This window comes from Xanthomonas arboricola (assembly GCF_002940665.1).
In the GTDB taxonomy this organism is placed as follows: domain Bacteria; phylum Pseudomonadota; class Gammaproteobacteria; order Xanthomonadales; family Xanthomonadaceae; genus Xanthomonas; species Xanthomonas arboricola_B.
In genome coordinates this window covers 1254942-1268813 of sequence record NZ_MIGY01000003.1, presented here as the reverse complement: position 1 = coordinate 1268813, position 13872 = coordinate 1254942, and the positions used below count along the sequence as shown (strand labels likewise).

The following is a 13872-nucleotide window of genomic DNA, read 5'->3' as shown; positions in this document are numbered from 1 at the left end:
CAGCAGGCCGCTGCTAGCCTGCGTCCACCACCCTCACAGCATTGGCAGCGTGCATGGCCGCGTCCCACTGGCGTCTGATCCTCAACGGCAAGTCCACCGACAATCCGGACCTGCGTGAGGCGGTGGGAACGCTGCGCACGCGTGGCATACGGCTCGACGTTCGGGTCACGTGGGAAGACGGCGATGCCGAGCGCTATGTCGGCGAAGCGGTTGCCGACGGCGTGCACACCGTGATCGCGGCCGGGGGCGACGGCACCTTGAGCGAAGTGGCCGCCGCGCTGGCGCATCACACGGCCGATGCCGCTACGCTGCCATCGCTGGGCCTGGTGCCGTTGGGCACCGCCAACGACTTCGCCACCGCTGCCAATCTGCCGATCGAGCCGCTCGGCGCGTTGACCCTGATCGCCGAGCGCGCCGCCGAACCGATCGACCTGCTGCGCATCGACGCCGAGCACGGCCCGCACTGGTGCGCCAACGTCGCCAGCGGCGGGTTCGGTACCCAGGTCACTGTCGAAACCGACGAGGGCCTGAAGAAGATGCTGGGCGGCCTGGCGTATCTGATCACCGGCATGTCGCGCCTGGGCCGGATCGACCCGATCAGCGCCCGCTTCAGCGGCCCGGATTTCAGTTGGGAAGGCGAGTTCATCGCACTTGGCCTTGGCAACGGACGTCAGGCCGGCGGCGGCCAGGCGCTGTGTCCGGAGGCCTTGATCGATGATGGGCTGCTCGACGTCACCATCGTGCCCGCGCTCAATGGCGAGGTGGCCGCCACTCTCGGCACACTGGTCACCGGGGGCAAACAAGCCGCGCTGGAACGTGTGGCCGTGCGCGCGCGGCTGCCGTGGCTGGAAATCGTCTCGCATCAGCCGCTGACCTTGAACCTGGATGGCGAGCCGGAAACCTCGCTGCATTTCCGTACCGAATGCGTGCCGGCGCGGTTGCGGATGCATTTGCCGCTGGAGTGCCCGTTGCGGAGCGCTTGAGGGCGGGGAATCGGGAATCGGGATTGGGGAATCGGTAGAGCGTGGGCTGGTTGTACGGCGGCCAGGCTGGCCAGCCGGCTTCGCAATTTGCTTGGCTTTCGCCTTGCGCCTGCTGCCCTGGCGCGGCAGTTGCGCTACAGTAGCCGTGTGTCCCGCCTGACGACTCCACGCTCCTTCTCTTCCGCTCGCCGCTGGTGGCGATGGTGGCCCGTTGCCGTCGTCCGCCCCGCCACAGAGTCCCGGAAGGAAAGTCGTCTTGATCACTGCAGAGCAGTTCCAGCGCCAGGCCGCTGAAGGTCACACCCGTATCCCCGTCGTCCGCGAAGTGCTGTCCGACCTGGACACGCCGCTGTCGGTCTATCTGAAGCTCGCCGACGGCGCCTACACCTATCTGTTCGAATCGGTCGAAGGCGGCGAACGCTTCGGGCGCTATTCCATCATCGGCCTGCCGGCGCGGCGCGTGTACAGCTTCCGCGGGCATACGCTGGAAATCAGCGAGCATGGTGACGTGCTGGAAACCCGCGAGGTCGCCGACCCGCTGGCCGAAGTGGACGCCTTGCGCGCCGAACATTCGGTGCCGCAGCTCGACGGCCTGCCCGGTTTCACCGGCGGGCTGGTCGGCTGGTTCGGTTTCGAGTGCATCCAGTACATCGAACCGCGCCTGGGTAGTGGCGACAAACCCGACGAGCTGGGCACCCCGGACATCCTGCTGATGCTGTCCGAAGAGCTGGCGGTGTTCGACAACCTCAAGGACCGCCTGTACCTGATCGTGCACGCCGACCCGCGCCAGCCGCAGGCCTATGTGCGCGCCAACCGGCGTCTGGACGAACTGGCGCACCGCCTGCGTCAGGGCGGTGCCGGGTATCCGCAGGCGCAGATTTCCGATGCGATCGACGAGTCGGACTTCCACTCTTCGTTCACCCGCGAGGAATATCACGCGGTGGTGCGCAAGGCGCAGGAATACGTGCGCGCCGGCGACATCTTCCAGGTGGTGCCGTCGCAGCGGTTGCGCGTGCCGTTCCGTGCGCGTCCGGTGGATGTGTATCGCGCCCTGCGCGCGCTCAATCCCTCGCCGTACATGTATTTTCTCGACGTCGGTGGCACCCAGGTGGTCGGCTCCTCGCCGGAAATCCTGGCGCGCCTGCGCGATGGCGTGGTCACCGTGCGGCCGATCGCCGGCACCCGTCCGCGCGGTGCCACGCCCGAACAGGACAAGGCGCTGGAAGCCGAGCTGCTGGCCGATCCGAAAGAGCGCGCCGAGCACGTGATGCTGATCGATCTCGGTCGTAACGATGTCGGCCGCGTTGCCGAACCGGGCACGGTCAAGGTCGGCGAGCAGTTCGTGATCGAACGCTATAGCCACGTGATGCACATCGTCAGCGAGGTCACCGGCACGCTCAAGGCCGGCCTGAACTACAGCGACGTGCTGCGTGCGACGTTTCCGGCCGGCACCGTCAGCGGCGCGCCGAAGATCCGCGCGTTGGAGATCATCCGCGAGCTGGAGCCGGTCAAGCGCAACGTCTATTCCGGCGCGGTCGGCTACATCGGCTGGCACGGCGATGCCGATACCGCCATCGCGATCCGCACTGCCGTGATCCAGGACGGTTATCTGTACGTGCAAGCCGGCGGCGGCGTGGTCTATGACTCCGACCCGGATCTGGAATGGCAGGAGACCATGAACAAGGGCCGCGCGCTGTTCCGTGCGGTTGCGCAGGCGGCCAAGGGGCTGTGATGGTCGGGCAGGGCAGCGCTGCGCGCATCAGCTTCCGCAACGACTACAGCGAGGGCGCGCATCCGCGCCTGCTGCAGGCGCTGGCGCAGGCCAGCGCCGAGCAGAACGCCGGCTACGGCACCGATCGCCACACCGCGCGTGCGGTTGCGTTGATCCGCAGCGCAGTCGCGCAGGCGCAGGCCGATGTGCATCTGCTGGTCGGCGGCACCCAGGTCAACCTGACCGCGATCGCGGCGTTCCTGCGCCCGCATCAGGCGGTGATCGCGGTGGAGGCAGGGCACATCGCCACGCACGAAACCGGCGCCATCGAAGCGACCGGCCACAAGGTGCTGACAGTGCCCGCGCCGCACGACAAGCTGACGCCGGCGCTGATCCAGCCAGTGCTGGATGTGCACGCCAACGAGCACATGGTGCAACCGCGCCTGGTCTACATCTCCAACAGCACCGAGAGCGGCACCATCTACAGCCGTGCCGAACTTGATGCGCTGTCGCGTTTCTGCCACGCGCGCGACCTGCTGCTGTATCTGGATGGCGCACGCCTGGGCGCCGCGCTGACCGCCGATGGCAACGATCTGGATCTGCCCGCCATTGCCGCGCTGACCGATGCGTTCTATATCGGCGGCACCAAGAATGGCGCCTTGCTCGGCGAAGCGCTGGTCATCGTTAATCCCGACTTGCAGGCCGACTTCCGCTATCTGATCAAGCAACGCGGTGCGCTGCTGGCCAAGGGCATGCTGTTGGGGGTGCAGTTTGCCACCTTGTTCGAAGATGGCCTGTTCTTCGAGCTGGCTGCGCATGCCAACGCGATGGCGCAGCGACTGCGCGCAGGATTGCTGGCCGCTGGCGCGCAGTTCACCAGCGACTCGCCGACCAACCAGCAGTTCATCGCCGTCAGTGCGCAGCAGGCCGCACAACTTGCGCATCGCTACGACTTCGAGCGCTGGGAAGTGCGCACCGATGGCAGTCATGTGATCCGCTTCGTGACCTCGTGGGCGACCACGGCCGCGTCGGTCGACCGGCTCTGCGCGGATGTTGCCGCGCTTCATCGCGGCGTGCCGTAAGCATGCGCACCAGAGGGAGCGAAACAGATGAAGCAACTCGAACGCCGAAATTTTGCCTATCCCGGTTCGCTCGATGCTGGTCAGGTGCGTGGTAGTCATGCCGCGCCATCGCCGATCGCAGAGTCACCTGAAGCCGGCAGCCTGACCTTCACCCAAAACATCTATGCGGTCTTCCTGATCGCGCAATGAGTCCCCTGCCATGCTGCTGATGCTCGACAACTACGACAGCTTCACCTACAACCTCGTGCAGTACCTGCAGGCCCTGGGTGCCGAGGTCACGGTGGTGCGCAACGATGCGATGAGCGTCGATCAGGTCGCCGCACTCAGGCCCGAGCGCATCGTGATCTCGCCTGGCCCGTGCACCCCGAACGAGGCCGGTATCTCGCTGCAGCTGATCGAGCAGCTGGGCCCGACCACGCCGATCCTGGGCGTGTGTCTGGGGCATCAAAGCATCGGGCAGGTCTACGGCGGCGATGTGATTCGCGCCGGCAACATCATGCATGGCAAGACCTCGCCGATCCGCCACCAGGGCAAGGGCGTGTTCGCCGGCCTGCCGGACAGCTACGAGGCCACCCGCTACCACTCGTTGGTAGTGGACAAGACCACCTTGCCCGAGGCGCTGGAAGTCACTGCCTGGACCGAGAATCCGGATGGCTCGATCGAAGAGATCATGGGCCTGCGCCATCGCCAGTTTCCGGTCGAAGGCGTGCAGTTCCATCCCGAATCGATCCTGACCCAGCACGGTCAAGCCTTGCTGAAAAACTTCCTGCAGCGTTGATCGAAATGCGCACCGCGCACGTCGCCAGTGTCGCTGCAACCTTCGTCAGTCTCGATGCAGTCGTCAGCACCATCGCTGCACCGGCGGCCCACGCGCGCAGTACCCGCAGTCACCCGCGCGTCGCCGTGCGGCGGGTTTCCCACCTCGCTTCGTTCATGCCTGCACCCGGATCACGATGAGCACCGCCAGCGACAGCTTCCACTTCTACGAACCAGGCCAGGGCCACGGTCTGCCGCACGATCCGTTCAACGCCATCGTCGGTCCGCGGCCGATCGGCTGGATCGGCTCGCGCAGCGCCGAGGGCGTCGCCAATCTGGCGCCTTACAGCTTCTTCAATGCGTTCAACTACGTGCCGCCGATCGTCGGCTTCGCCAGCATCGGCCGCAAGGACAGCTTGCGCAATATCGAAGCCACCGGCGAGTTCACCTGGAACCTGGCCACGCGCCCATTGGCCGAGGCGATGAATGCCAGTGCGGCGATGGTGCCGGCGGAGGTCGACGAGTTCGCATTGGCCGGCTTGCAGATGGCGCCGTCGCGGCTGATCGGTGCCCCGCGTGTGGCGGCCAGCCCGGTCAGTTTCGAATGCCGGCTCAGCCAGCTGTTGCCGCTGCAGAGCGCAGGCGGGCAGGCCATCGAAACCTGGCTGGTCCTGGGCGAAGTGGTCGGCGTGCATCTGGCGCACGCGGCGCTGCAGGACGGTATCTACGATCCCGCAGCCGTGCAGACGATTCTGCGCGCGGGCGGTGCCGCCGATTATTTCGAGGTGCAGGCGCAGGCGCGCTTCCGCATGCGGCGTCCGGGCCAGTGAGCGCCGCGCGCCGCATCGCTGCATGGCATTGCCGCCGTTTGCGCCTGCATCGCCAGGATTGATCGATCAACCTCGCTCCCGCACATCCTTCTCACGTTTTGTCACGGTCCTCGTCCATGCCCATCACCCCGCAAGAAGCCCTGCAACGCACCATCGAACACCGCGAAATCTTCCACGACGAAATGGTCGAGTTGATGCGTCAGATCATGCGTGGCGAGGTCTCCGACATGATGGTCGCCGCCATCCTCACCGGGTTGCGGGTCAAGAAGGAAACCATCGGCGAGATCGCCGGCGCAGCCACGGTGATGCGCGAGTTCTCGCGTCGCGTGGAAGTGGGTGATCGCCGGCACATGGTCGATATCGTCGGCACCGGCGGCGACGGCTCGCATACCTTCAACATCTCCACCTGCGCGATGTTCGTGGCCGCCGCCGGCGGTGCCAAGGTCGCCAAGCACGGCAACCGCAGCGTGTCTTCCAAGTCCGGCAGTGCCGATGCGCTGGAGGCGCTGGGCGCGGCGATCGAGTTGCAGCCCGAGCAGGTCGCCGCCGCGCTGGCGCAGACCGGTATCGGCTTCATGTATGCGCCGGTGCATCACCCGGCCATGAAGGTGGTGGCGCCGGTGCGTCGCGAAATGGGCGTGCGCACCATCTTCAACATCCTCGGCCCGCTGACCAACCCGGCCGGCTCGCCGAACATCCTGATGGGCGTGTTCCATCCGGATCTGGTCGGCATCCAGGCGCGCGTGCTGCAGGAACTCGGCGCCGAGCGCGCGCTGGTGGTGTGGGGGCGCGATGGCATGGACGAACTCTCGCTGGGCGCCGGCACCCTGGTCGGCGAGCTGCGCGATGGCCAGGTGCGCGAGTACGAAGTGCATCCGGAGGATTTCGGCATCGCCATGTCGGCCAGCCGCAACCTCAAGGTGGCCGATGCCGCGCAGTCGCGCACGATGCTGCTGCAGGTGCTGGACAATGTACCCGGCCCGGCGCTGGACATCGTCGCCCTCAATGCCGGTGCGGCCCTTTACGTGGCAGGGGTGTCCGACAGCATCGCCGACGGCGTCGTGCGTGCGCGTGCGGTCCTGGCCGATGGGTCGGCGCGTGCAAGATTGGACGCCTACGTCGCCTTCACCCGACAGGCCGCCCTGCAGTCCTGATCGCTGTCCACCGCCATGCGCCGGCAAGCACGCGTCGGCATCCCACAATACCGCTGGCATGCTGATCGCTGGCGCGTGGCGGTCAGTTGCGGCCGTCTTGACCGATAATGCCCGCCCGCCAGGACCCGATACGATGAGCGACATCCTCAACACCATCCTCGCCCGCAAGGCCGAAGAAATCGCCGAGCGCAGTGCGCGCGTGCCGCTGGCCGAGCTGATTGCGCGCAGCGCCGACCTGCCGCTCACGCGCGGTTTTGCCGCCGCCATGCAGGCCAGCATCGCCGCCGGCGAGCCGGCAGTGATCGCCGAAGTAAAGAAGGCCAGCCCGTCCAAGGGCGTGATCCGCCCCGACTTCCACCCGGCCGACATCGCGGTCAGCTATGAGTTCGGCGGCGCCAGTTGCCTGTCGGTGCTGACCGATGTGGACTTCTTCCATGGCGCCGATGCCTATCTGCGCCAGGCGCGCGAGGCCTGCACGCTGCCGGTGCTGCGCAAGGACTTCACCGTCGACCCCTACCAGGTCTACGAAGCGCGCGTGCTCGGCGCCGATTGCATCCTGCTGATCGTCTCGGCACTGGACGATGCGCAGCTGGCCGAGCTCTCCGGCCTGGCCATGGAACTGGGCCTGGACGTCCTGGTGGAAGTGCACGACATCGACGAGCTCGAGCGCGCGGTGCAGGTACCGGTGCCGCTTGTGGGCATCAACAACCGCAACCTGCGCACCTTCGAGGTGTCGCTGCAGACCACCCTGGACATGCGCGCCGCCGTGCCGCGCGACCGCATCCTGGTCACCGAAAGCGGCATCGTCACTCCGGCCGATGTGCAATTGATGCGCGGCCACGGTGTGAACGCGTTTCTGGTCGGCGAGACCTTCATGCGCGCGCCCGAACCCGGCGAGGCGCTGCGTCAGCTATTCTTCGCGCATGACTGAGGCGTATCCCATTCCGCGCGACGACGCACCGCTGGTGGTCTTCGATTTCGACCACACGCTGTATGACGGCGACTCCGGCAGCCATCTGTTCGCCTGGTTGATCAAGCGCAACCCGTTGCGTCTGCTGGTGGCGCTGTTGGCGTCACCGATCCTCGGCCCGATGGTGGCGATGCTGCCGACCCGCCGCCGCGGCGTGTCCGGTTATGTGTGGATCGCGACCTTCGGTCTGCACCGCACGCGCGAGTTCAACCGCTTCATCGATGCATACGTGCTCAAGCATGAAGCGCAGATCCGGCAGCGCTTGTTGCCGCACGCCTTGAAGGTGTTCACCGATCACCGCGCTGCCGGCGACCGTGTGGTGGTGGCCACCGGCGCGCCGCCGGAACTGGCACGCGCGATTCTCGGCTTTGTCGCGCATCAGGACGTGCCGGTGATCGGCAGCCTGGTCGGCCCTCGCCTGGGTGCTGTCACTGCGCGACGGCACTGCCACAACGAAGAGAAGATGCGCATGCTGCGCGAGCGCGGCTATGCCGACATCGCCATTGCCTATTCGGACAGCACTGCGGATCTGCCGTTGCTGAAGGCGGCGCGTGCGCCGGTGGTGGTCAATCCGAAGGTCAATCGCGAAGCGCTGTTCCGGCAAGTGTTGCCTGCGGGCACGCCGATCCTCAACTGGGGATGTCGCGATCGCGGTGGCAAGGCGCTGTAGCGCTTGGCGCCGGTAGCGGCGCGCTTCGTGCGCAGCTCCAGCCAGGCACGGCTGCAACAAGCTGCGTGATTCCCGTTAGCTCCGATGCCTGGCGGCAGCAATGGATGCCGGGCCGTCGACATGCCCGGCAGTCGGTGGCCGAGCGTGCCGGACTGCATCAGCCCGCATGCCGTGCGACATGCGGTTCAACCTGCGGCTGGTGCAGTGCTGCACCAGCCGCGACCGCCACCGCTTAGCGGGTCCCGTAGAGCACGACGGTTTTGCCGCGTGCATGCAGCAGGCCGTCGGCCTGCAGCTTCTTGAGTACGCGCCCGGCCATTTCGCGCGAGCAGCCCACCAGCCGTGCCAATTCCTGCCGCGACACGCGCAGCTGGGTGCCCTGCGGGTGACTCATCGCTTCCGGCTCCTTGGACAGATCGTGCAGGGTGCGCACGATGCGGTCGGTCACGTCCAGGAACGCCAGGCGGCTGGCTTTCCTTGTGGTGTCGAGCAACCGCTTGGACAGCTGAACGCCAATCGCGTACAGGATGCGGGGCGCATCCGGCGACAGACTGGTCTGGAACAGCTGCTGCAGCCGCTCGTAGCTGATCTCGGCCAGCTCGCATTGGGTGCGGGTGCGCAAGATCACCTCGCGGGTATCGGATTCGATGAACAACCCCATCTCGCCGACGAACTCGCCGCTACCGAAGTAGCCCAGCACCAACTCACGATCGTCATCTTCCTCGGCAATGATGCTCACCGAGCCGCTGATCACGTAGTAGAGGGTGCCAGCCGGGTCTCCTGGCCGGAACACATCGGTCCGGGTCGGATAGCGCCTGCGATGGCTGTGCGCCAGAAAACGCTCGATCGTGCCCGCGTCCAGCGCCAGAGAAGGGGTAGCGTTACGTACCGTCGTAGTGACAACCGTCGTGTTTCCTGGGCTCATGGCAGTTCCGCGTGTAGTTCTTGAAGCTTAACGGCATGAGTCATGCAAGGTAAACCATTCTTAACATCGGCATTTCGTTGCTGGGATCTTTGGCTCATAATTGTTTCCTTTCCCGCCTTCCATAAGGACAGACCGACGTGGTCAAGCCGTTGCCTCGCCTGAGGCTACAGGGGTTCAACAACCTCACCAAGGCGTTGAGCTTCAACATCTACGACGTCTGTTACGCGCGTACCGAAGAGGAGCGTCAGCGCTACATCGAATACATCGATGAGCAGTACGACGCCGATCGTCTGACGCAGATCCTGACCGATGTTGCCGAGATCATTGGCGCCAACATCCTCAATATCGCACGTCAGGACTACGATCCGCAGGGCGCGTCGGTCACGATCCTGATCTCGGAAGAGCCCGTCATCGACAAGAAGCAGGCCGGCAAGGAGCTGATCTCCGATGCCGTGGTCGCTCATATGGACAAGAGCCACATCACTGTCCATACATATCCCGAGACGCATCCGCAGGAAGGCATCGCCACGTTCCGCGCCGACATCGACGTCGCCACCTGCGGTGTGATCTCGCCGTTGAAGGCGCTGAACTACCTGATCGAGAGTCTGGAGTCGGACATCGTGATCATGGATTACCGCGTCCGTGGCTTCACCCGCGATGTGAAGGGCAAGAAGCATTACATCGACCACAAGATCAACTCGATCCAGCACTTCCTCGCCAAGAACGTGAAGTCGCGCTACGAGATGTTCGATGTGAACGTCTACCAGGAAAACATCTTCCACACCAAGATGCACCTGAAGGACTTCGACCTGGACCAGTACCTGTTCGAGGAGCGCGCCAAGAACCTCTCGTTCAAGGAGCGCATGAAGATCGAAACGCTGCTCAAGCGCGAGATCGAAGAACTGTTCCACGGGCGTAACCTGAGCGAATAAGCGCAGCGAGCGAGCTGTTGTGCGACCTGCCTGCAGGCGCGCGAAGAATCAAGGCGGGACGGCCCGCCACGCGATGACCTCGCGTTCCACAGCCGACGGCGGCCCAGTGTGCAGACACTGGGCCGCTTTTTTTTTGTGCGTTTTTCAAGTTGAGGAGTGATGCGATGCCCTGGATCTATCTGCTGCTGGCCGGCCTGTTCGAAATCGGCTTTGCCATGGGCCTGAAGTACAGCGACGGCTTCACCCGCCTGTGGCCGACCGTGCTGACGATCGGTCTGGCGGGTATCAGCCTGTGGTTTCTGACGCAGGCGCTGAAGACGATTCCGGTAGGCACCGGTTATGCGATCTGGACCGGGATCGGTGCGCTGGGCGTGACAATCGCCGGCATCGCCCTGTTCGGCGACAGCGCGTCGTGGTCGCGTCTGGCCTGCATCGGCCTGATCGTGGCCGGGGTGATCGGATTGAAGTTGGTTGGGTAGTGGTTGTCAGGCCCGCGTGTGGTCAGTCCCATTGCGTGGGCCTGCCCCTCGTAGTCAGTCCCACTACGTGGGCCTGACCCCCAAGATTTGCTACGCAAATCTTGGGCCCCACTTCGTAGCATCCTATCCCCGCGCGCTTGGCGCGCCCCCTTAACAAAGGGGGCTCTGCTCCAGTTGAGTGTTGCGAGGTGTGGGGCTTGGTTTGCTAAGGCGCCGCCAGCCGCCAGCCAATCCCCAATCCCCAATCCCCAATCCCACCGGCTACAGCCGGTACGCCACCGCTTTCATCAGCCTGGAGGCCAGGGCCATGGCGCCGGGTATCGGGGGCGGGAGGATGCGCGCGCCGGCCTGTTCGGCCTGATCGGCGTGGCGCGCCTCGTCGATCTTCATCACGCGCAGGATCGCGCGGCTGCGCTGGTCGACCTCCGGCAGGGTTTCCAGGTGTTCGTCCAGATGGGCTTCTACCTGGCGCTCGGTCTCGACCACGAAGCCCAGGCTCCAGTCGTCGCCGCGCAACCCGGCCAGGGCGCCGAGGGCGTAGCTGCCGGCGTACCAGAGCAGGTTGAACAGGCTGGGGCGGCTATCCAGCTCGTGCAGGCGGTCCGCGCACCAGGCCAGATGGTCGGTTTCCTCCTGCGCGGCCTCCAGCAGATGGTGCTGGGTGTGGGCGTCGCGGGCGACGGCGGCCTGGCCGAAGTACAGGCCTTGTGCGCAGACCTCGCCGACGTGGTTGATCCGCATCAACCCGGCAGCGTGGCGACGTTGGTCCGGTTCCAGCGCGACGTCGGGAGTGTCGGCGGCCGGATTGGGCCGCTCGGCGGGCGGATTGCCGAATACCGTGTCCAGCGCGCGCTGGGCTTCGACCAGCAGCCGGTCGAGCGGGCTATGCAGTCGGAAAGAGGAGATCTGGGTCATGTGCCGATTCTGGCCCCGGACCGAGCCGCTGCCAACCGCCAGAGCGCCGGCCGGCCGGCGACTTGCGTGGCCTTGTGCCGTCCCGTACAATCCCGCCTCTTCTGTTTCGCCTTCACAACGCGTGGCAAAGTTCCAGCGGTCATTGCCGCTGCAATCCGCCCGACCACTCAAGAGTTTTCTCATGACTACGTTCACCGCCAAGTCCGAGACCGTCCAGCGCGACTGGTATCTCGTTGACGCCGCCGGCAAGACGCTCGGCCGTCTGTCCACCGAACTGGCTCGCCGTCTGCGCGGCAAGCACAAGCCGGTTTATACCCCGCACGTCGATACCGGCGATTACCTCGTGGTGATCAATGCCGAAAAGATCGTGGTCACGGGCAACAAGCTGAAAGACAAGAAGTATCACCGCTTCACCGGCTACATCGGTAACCTGAAGACCGAGAGCCTGGAGCAGGCGCTGCAGCGCCATCCGGAGCGCGTGATCGAAATCGCCGTCAAGGGCATGCTGCCGAAGGGCCCCCTGGGCCGCACCATGTACCGCAAGCTCAAGGTCTATTCGGGTGCCGAGCATCCGCACGCCGCCCAGCAGCCGCAAGTTCTGGATATCTAATCATGGCTATCACGCAAAACTACGGCACTGGCCGCCGCAAGTCCTCCACCGCTCGCGTGTTCCTGCGCAAGGGTACCGGCAACATCACCGTCAACGACCGTCCGCTGGACGAGTTCTTTGGCCGTGAGACTGCGCGCATGATCGTGCGTCAGCCGCTGGAACTCACCAAGAACACCGAAAGCTTCGACATCCTGGTCACCGCCTCCGGCGGCGGCACCACCGGTCAGGCCGGTGCGATCCGTCTGGGCATCGCCCGTGCGCTGGTCGAGTACGACGAAACCCTGAAGTCCGAGCTGCGCAAGGCTGGCTTCATGACCCGTGACGCCCGCGAAGTCGAGCGTAAGAAGGTCGGTCTGCACAAGGCCCGTCGCGCGACCCAGTTCTCCAAGCGCTGATCCATCGCGTTTGCTGCGTTCCGGTTCGCCGGGGCGCCTGCTTCAAAAGCCCGGCCATGCCGGGCTTTTGTCGTTTTTAGGGTCGGTGCATCGGGAGCCTGCAAGCGGCGGTCTGCGACGTGCTGTGTGGCGAGGGCTACGCGAATCCCAATGGGCGTGATCGGGCAACAAAAAAGGCCCGATCGTCAGATCGGGCCTTTTGTGTATGGCTGCCCCGGATGGATTCGAACCACCGATGCCTGAGTCAGAGTCAGGTGCCTTACCGCTTGGCGACGGGGCAATAAAACGTATTGGGCCGAGATTATTGCATGCCTGCACGCGCATGAACACCTTGGTGGCTATGGGTGGACTCGAACCACCGACCCCAGCATTATGAGTGCTGTGCTCTAACCGGCTGAGCTACATAGCCTAGGGAGCCGGTAATTCTTACCAAGCGCCCGCGTGTTGTCAAGCATTTCGTTTTCAGCTTGTGAGCCGGCCCTCGCCGTGGCAGAGTCGGTGACAGTAGATTTTCAGGAGTCCGCATCGTGATCGATCCGGACGGTTTCCGGCCAAACGTCGGCATCGTGCTGATGCGAGAGGATGGTCAGGTGTTCTGGGCACGACGTGTGCGCAGGGACGGCTGGCAGTTCCCGCAAGGTGGCATGAATACCGATGAGACACCCGTAGAAGCCATGTACCGCGAGTTGCGCGAAGAAACCGGGTTGTTGCCCGAGCATGTCGAATTGCTCGGTGCCACTCCCGGATGGCTGCGCTATCGCCTGCCCAGCCGGGCTGTACGGCGCAACGAGCGTCAGGTCTGCATTGGCCAGAAGCAAGTGTGGTTCCTGCTGCAGTTCACCGGCCACGAATCCCATCTCAAGCTCGACCACACCGACACGCCGGAGTTCGATCATTGGCGCTGGGTGGATTTCTGGTATCCGGTCGAGCATGTGGTGATGTTCAAGCGCGGGGTCTATGCGCGCGCGCTGCGTCATCTGGCTCCACTGGCACAGACCATCGCTGGCTCGGCGGCGGTCGGGGTGATGCCCGAGCGTGCGCTGGAGGCCTGGTTGCCGGGCAGCAGTGCGGCCGGGCACGACAGCCCACGCAAGCGTCCACGCAAGCGGGGCGGGGCTCGTGTGGTGCGGATTAATAATGATTAACGTTTGGAATTGACACCTATTCTCGTTTGCGGTGCAATCAGTGCCGGTCCTTTCCGGATCGTCAGCACCCGACCGATACCGTGTACGTCTGCATCTGCAATGGGGTCACCGACCACCAGATCCGCGAAGCGGCCGAGAATGGCTGCGCCAGCCTGGCCGAGCTGACCATGCGCACCGGCTGTGGTTCGAACTGTGGCTCGTGCCTGGAAATGGCGGGCGACGTGCTGAGCCAGGCCCATGCAAGCCGCGCCCTGCCGCTGCCCATGCTGGGACTTGCCAGCGCTGCCTGAGCGTCCTCCGGCGCGCTGTCATGGC

At 64.9% G+C, this 13872-nt stretch carries 17 protein-coding genes and 2 tRNA genes; 15 read left to right on the top strand and 4 right to left on the bottom strand.

The genetic code is table 11. The annotated features are described in order from the left end of the window. The first annotated feature begins 53 nt into the window (after positions 1–53). From yegS to XarjCFBP7645_RS19225, 9 genes are all read left to right on the top strand, one after another. Positions 54–983 (top strand): lipid kinase YegS, encoded by a 930-nt coding sequence (yegS, locus tag XarjCFBP7645_RS19260; RefSeq protein ID WP_047126200.1) that lies wholly within the window; start codon positions 54–56, stop codon positions 981–983. 256 nt (positions 984–1239) lie between these two features. Then, positions 1240–2715, top strand: a complete 1476-nt coding sequence (trpE, locus tag XarjCFBP7645_RS19255; RefSeq protein WP_104538715.1) for an anthranilate synthase component I — start codon at positions 1240–1242, stop codon at positions 2713–2715. Continuing rightward, positions 2715–3776, top strand: a complete 1062-nt coding sequence (locus XarjCFBP7645_RS19250; protein ID WP_104538714.1) for a threonine aldolase family protein — start codon at positions 2715–2717, stop codon at positions 3774–3776. The genes trpE and XarjCFBP7645_RS19250 overlap by 1 nt, the downstream gene beginning before the upstream one ends. A gap of 27 nt (positions 3777–3803) precedes the next feature. Continuing rightward, positions 3804–3965 (top strand): hypothetical protein, encoded by a 162-nt coding sequence (locus tag XarjCFBP7645_RS21765; RefSeq protein WP_181126390.1) that lies wholly within the window; start codon positions 3804–3806, stop codon positions 3963–3965. Positions 3966–3975: 10 nt separating this feature from the next. Next, on the top strand, positions 3976–4554 hold the full coding sequence (locus XarjCFBP7645_RS19245; RefSeq protein ID WP_104538713.1) for an anthranilate synthase component II: 579 nt from the start codon (positions 3976–3978) through the stop codon (positions 4552–4554). A gap of 175 nt (positions 4555–4729) precedes the next feature. Next, entirely contained in the window at positions 4730–5362 is a 633-nt protein-coding gene (locus tag XarjCFBP7645_RS19240; RefSeq protein ID WP_104538712.1) for a flavin reductase family protein, read from the top strand. Positions 5363–5478: 116 nt separating this feature from the next. Further along, on the top strand, positions 5479–6516 hold the full coding sequence (trpD, locus tag XarjCFBP7645_RS19235) for an anthranilate phosphoribosyltransferase (protein ID WP_047126190.1): 1038 nt from the start codon (positions 5479–5481) through the stop codon (positions 6514–6516). A 58-nt stretch (positions 6517–6574) separates the two neighbouring features. Then, complete coding sequence (trpC, locus tag XarjCFBP7645_RS19230; protein ID WP_429001474.1) at positions 6575–7447, top strand: indole-3-glycerol phosphate synthase TrpC; 873 nt, start codon at positions 6575–6577, stop codon at positions 7445–7447. Further along, positions 7440–8156, top strand: a complete 717-nt coding sequence (locus XarjCFBP7645_RS19225) for a haloacid dehalogenase-like hydrolase (RefSeq protein WP_047126188.1) — start codon at positions 7440–7442, stop codon at positions 8154–8156. Before trpC ends, XarjCFBP7645_RS19225 begins: the two co-directional genes overlap by 8 nt. Positions 8157–8388: 232 nt before the next feature. On the opposite strand, the gene crp is transcribed toward XarjCFBP7645_RS19225, so the two are convergent. Continuing rightward, positions 8389–9081 carry a cAMP-activated global transcriptional regulator CRP gene (crp, locus tag XarjCFBP7645_RS19220; protein ID WP_024938194.1) on the bottom strand — a complete coding sequence of 231 codons (693 nt, stop codon included), beginning with the start codon at positions 9079–9081 and terminating at the stop codon, positions 8389–8391. Positions 9082–9218: 137 nt separating this feature from the next. On the opposite strand from crp, the gene speD reads away from it, so the two are divergent. Beyond that, positions 9219–10013: an adenosylmethionine decarboxylase gene (gene speD, locus XarjCFBP7645_RS19215; protein ID WP_005990692.1), complete on the top strand. Its 795-nt coding sequence runs from the start codon at positions 9219–9221 to the stop codon at positions 10011–10013. A 164-nt stretch (positions 10014–10177) separates the two neighbouring features. Beyond that, positions 10178–10492, top strand: coding sequence for a DMT family transporter (locus tag XarjCFBP7645_RS19210; protein WP_003483069.1), 315 nt, complete (start codon positions 10178–10180; stop codon positions 10490–10492). Positions 10493–10753: 261 nt separating this feature from the next. Here the strand turns inward: XarjCFBP7645_RS19210 and coq7 are convergent, their stop codons facing one another. Continuing rightward, positions 10754–11407, bottom strand: coding sequence for a 2-polyprenyl-3-methyl-6-methoxy-1,4-benzoquinone monooxygenase (gene coq7, locus XarjCFBP7645_RS19205; RefSeq protein WP_104538711.1), 654 nt, complete (start codon positions 11405–11407; stop codon positions 10754–10756). 181 nt (positions 11408–11588) lie between these two features. Between coq7 and rplM the strand changes: the two genes are divergently transcribed. Continuing rightward, the gene (gene rplM, locus XarjCFBP7645_RS19200) at positions 11589–12017 is read left to right on the top strand and encodes a 50S ribosomal protein L13 (RefSeq protein ID WP_003483082.1); all 429 of its coding nucleotides are present in this window, start codon (positions 11589–11591) and stop codon (positions 12015–12017) included. Positions 12018–12019: 2 nt separating this feature from the next. After that, complete coding sequence (gene rpsI, locus XarjCFBP7645_RS19195; protein WP_016902423.1) at positions 12020–12412, top strand: 30S ribosomal protein S9; 393 nt, start codon at positions 12020–12022, stop codon at positions 12410–12412. 206 nt (positions 12413–12618) lie between these two features. Here the strand turns inward: rpsI and XarjCFBP7645_RS19190 are convergent. After that, positions 12619–12692: transfer RNA gene (locus XarjCFBP7645_RS19190), tRNA-Gln, on the bottom strand. 52 nt (positions 12693–12744) lie between these two features. Continuing rightward, positions 12745–12821 (bottom strand) — tRNA-Met (locus tag XarjCFBP7645_RS19185). Between the two features lie 118 nt (positions 12822–12939). Here XarjCFBP7645_RS19185 and XarjCFBP7645_RS19180 point away from each other — a divergent pair. Together XarjCFBP7645_RS19180 and XarjCFBP7645_RS19175 are read left to right on the top strand one after the other, a co-directional pair. After that, the gene (locus XarjCFBP7645_RS19180; protein WP_104538710.1) at positions 12940–13557 is read left to right on the top strand and encodes an RNA pyrophosphohydrolase; all 618 of its coding nucleotides are present in this window, start codon (positions 12940–12942) and stop codon (positions 13555–13557) included. Positions 13558–13637: 80 nt separating this feature from the next. Further along, on the top strand, positions 13638–13847 hold the full coding sequence (locus XarjCFBP7645_RS19175; protein ID WP_024938191.1) for a (2Fe-2S)-binding protein: 210 nt from the start codon (positions 13638–13640) through the stop codon (positions 13845–13847). Positions 13848–13872: the final 25 nt, after the last annotated feature.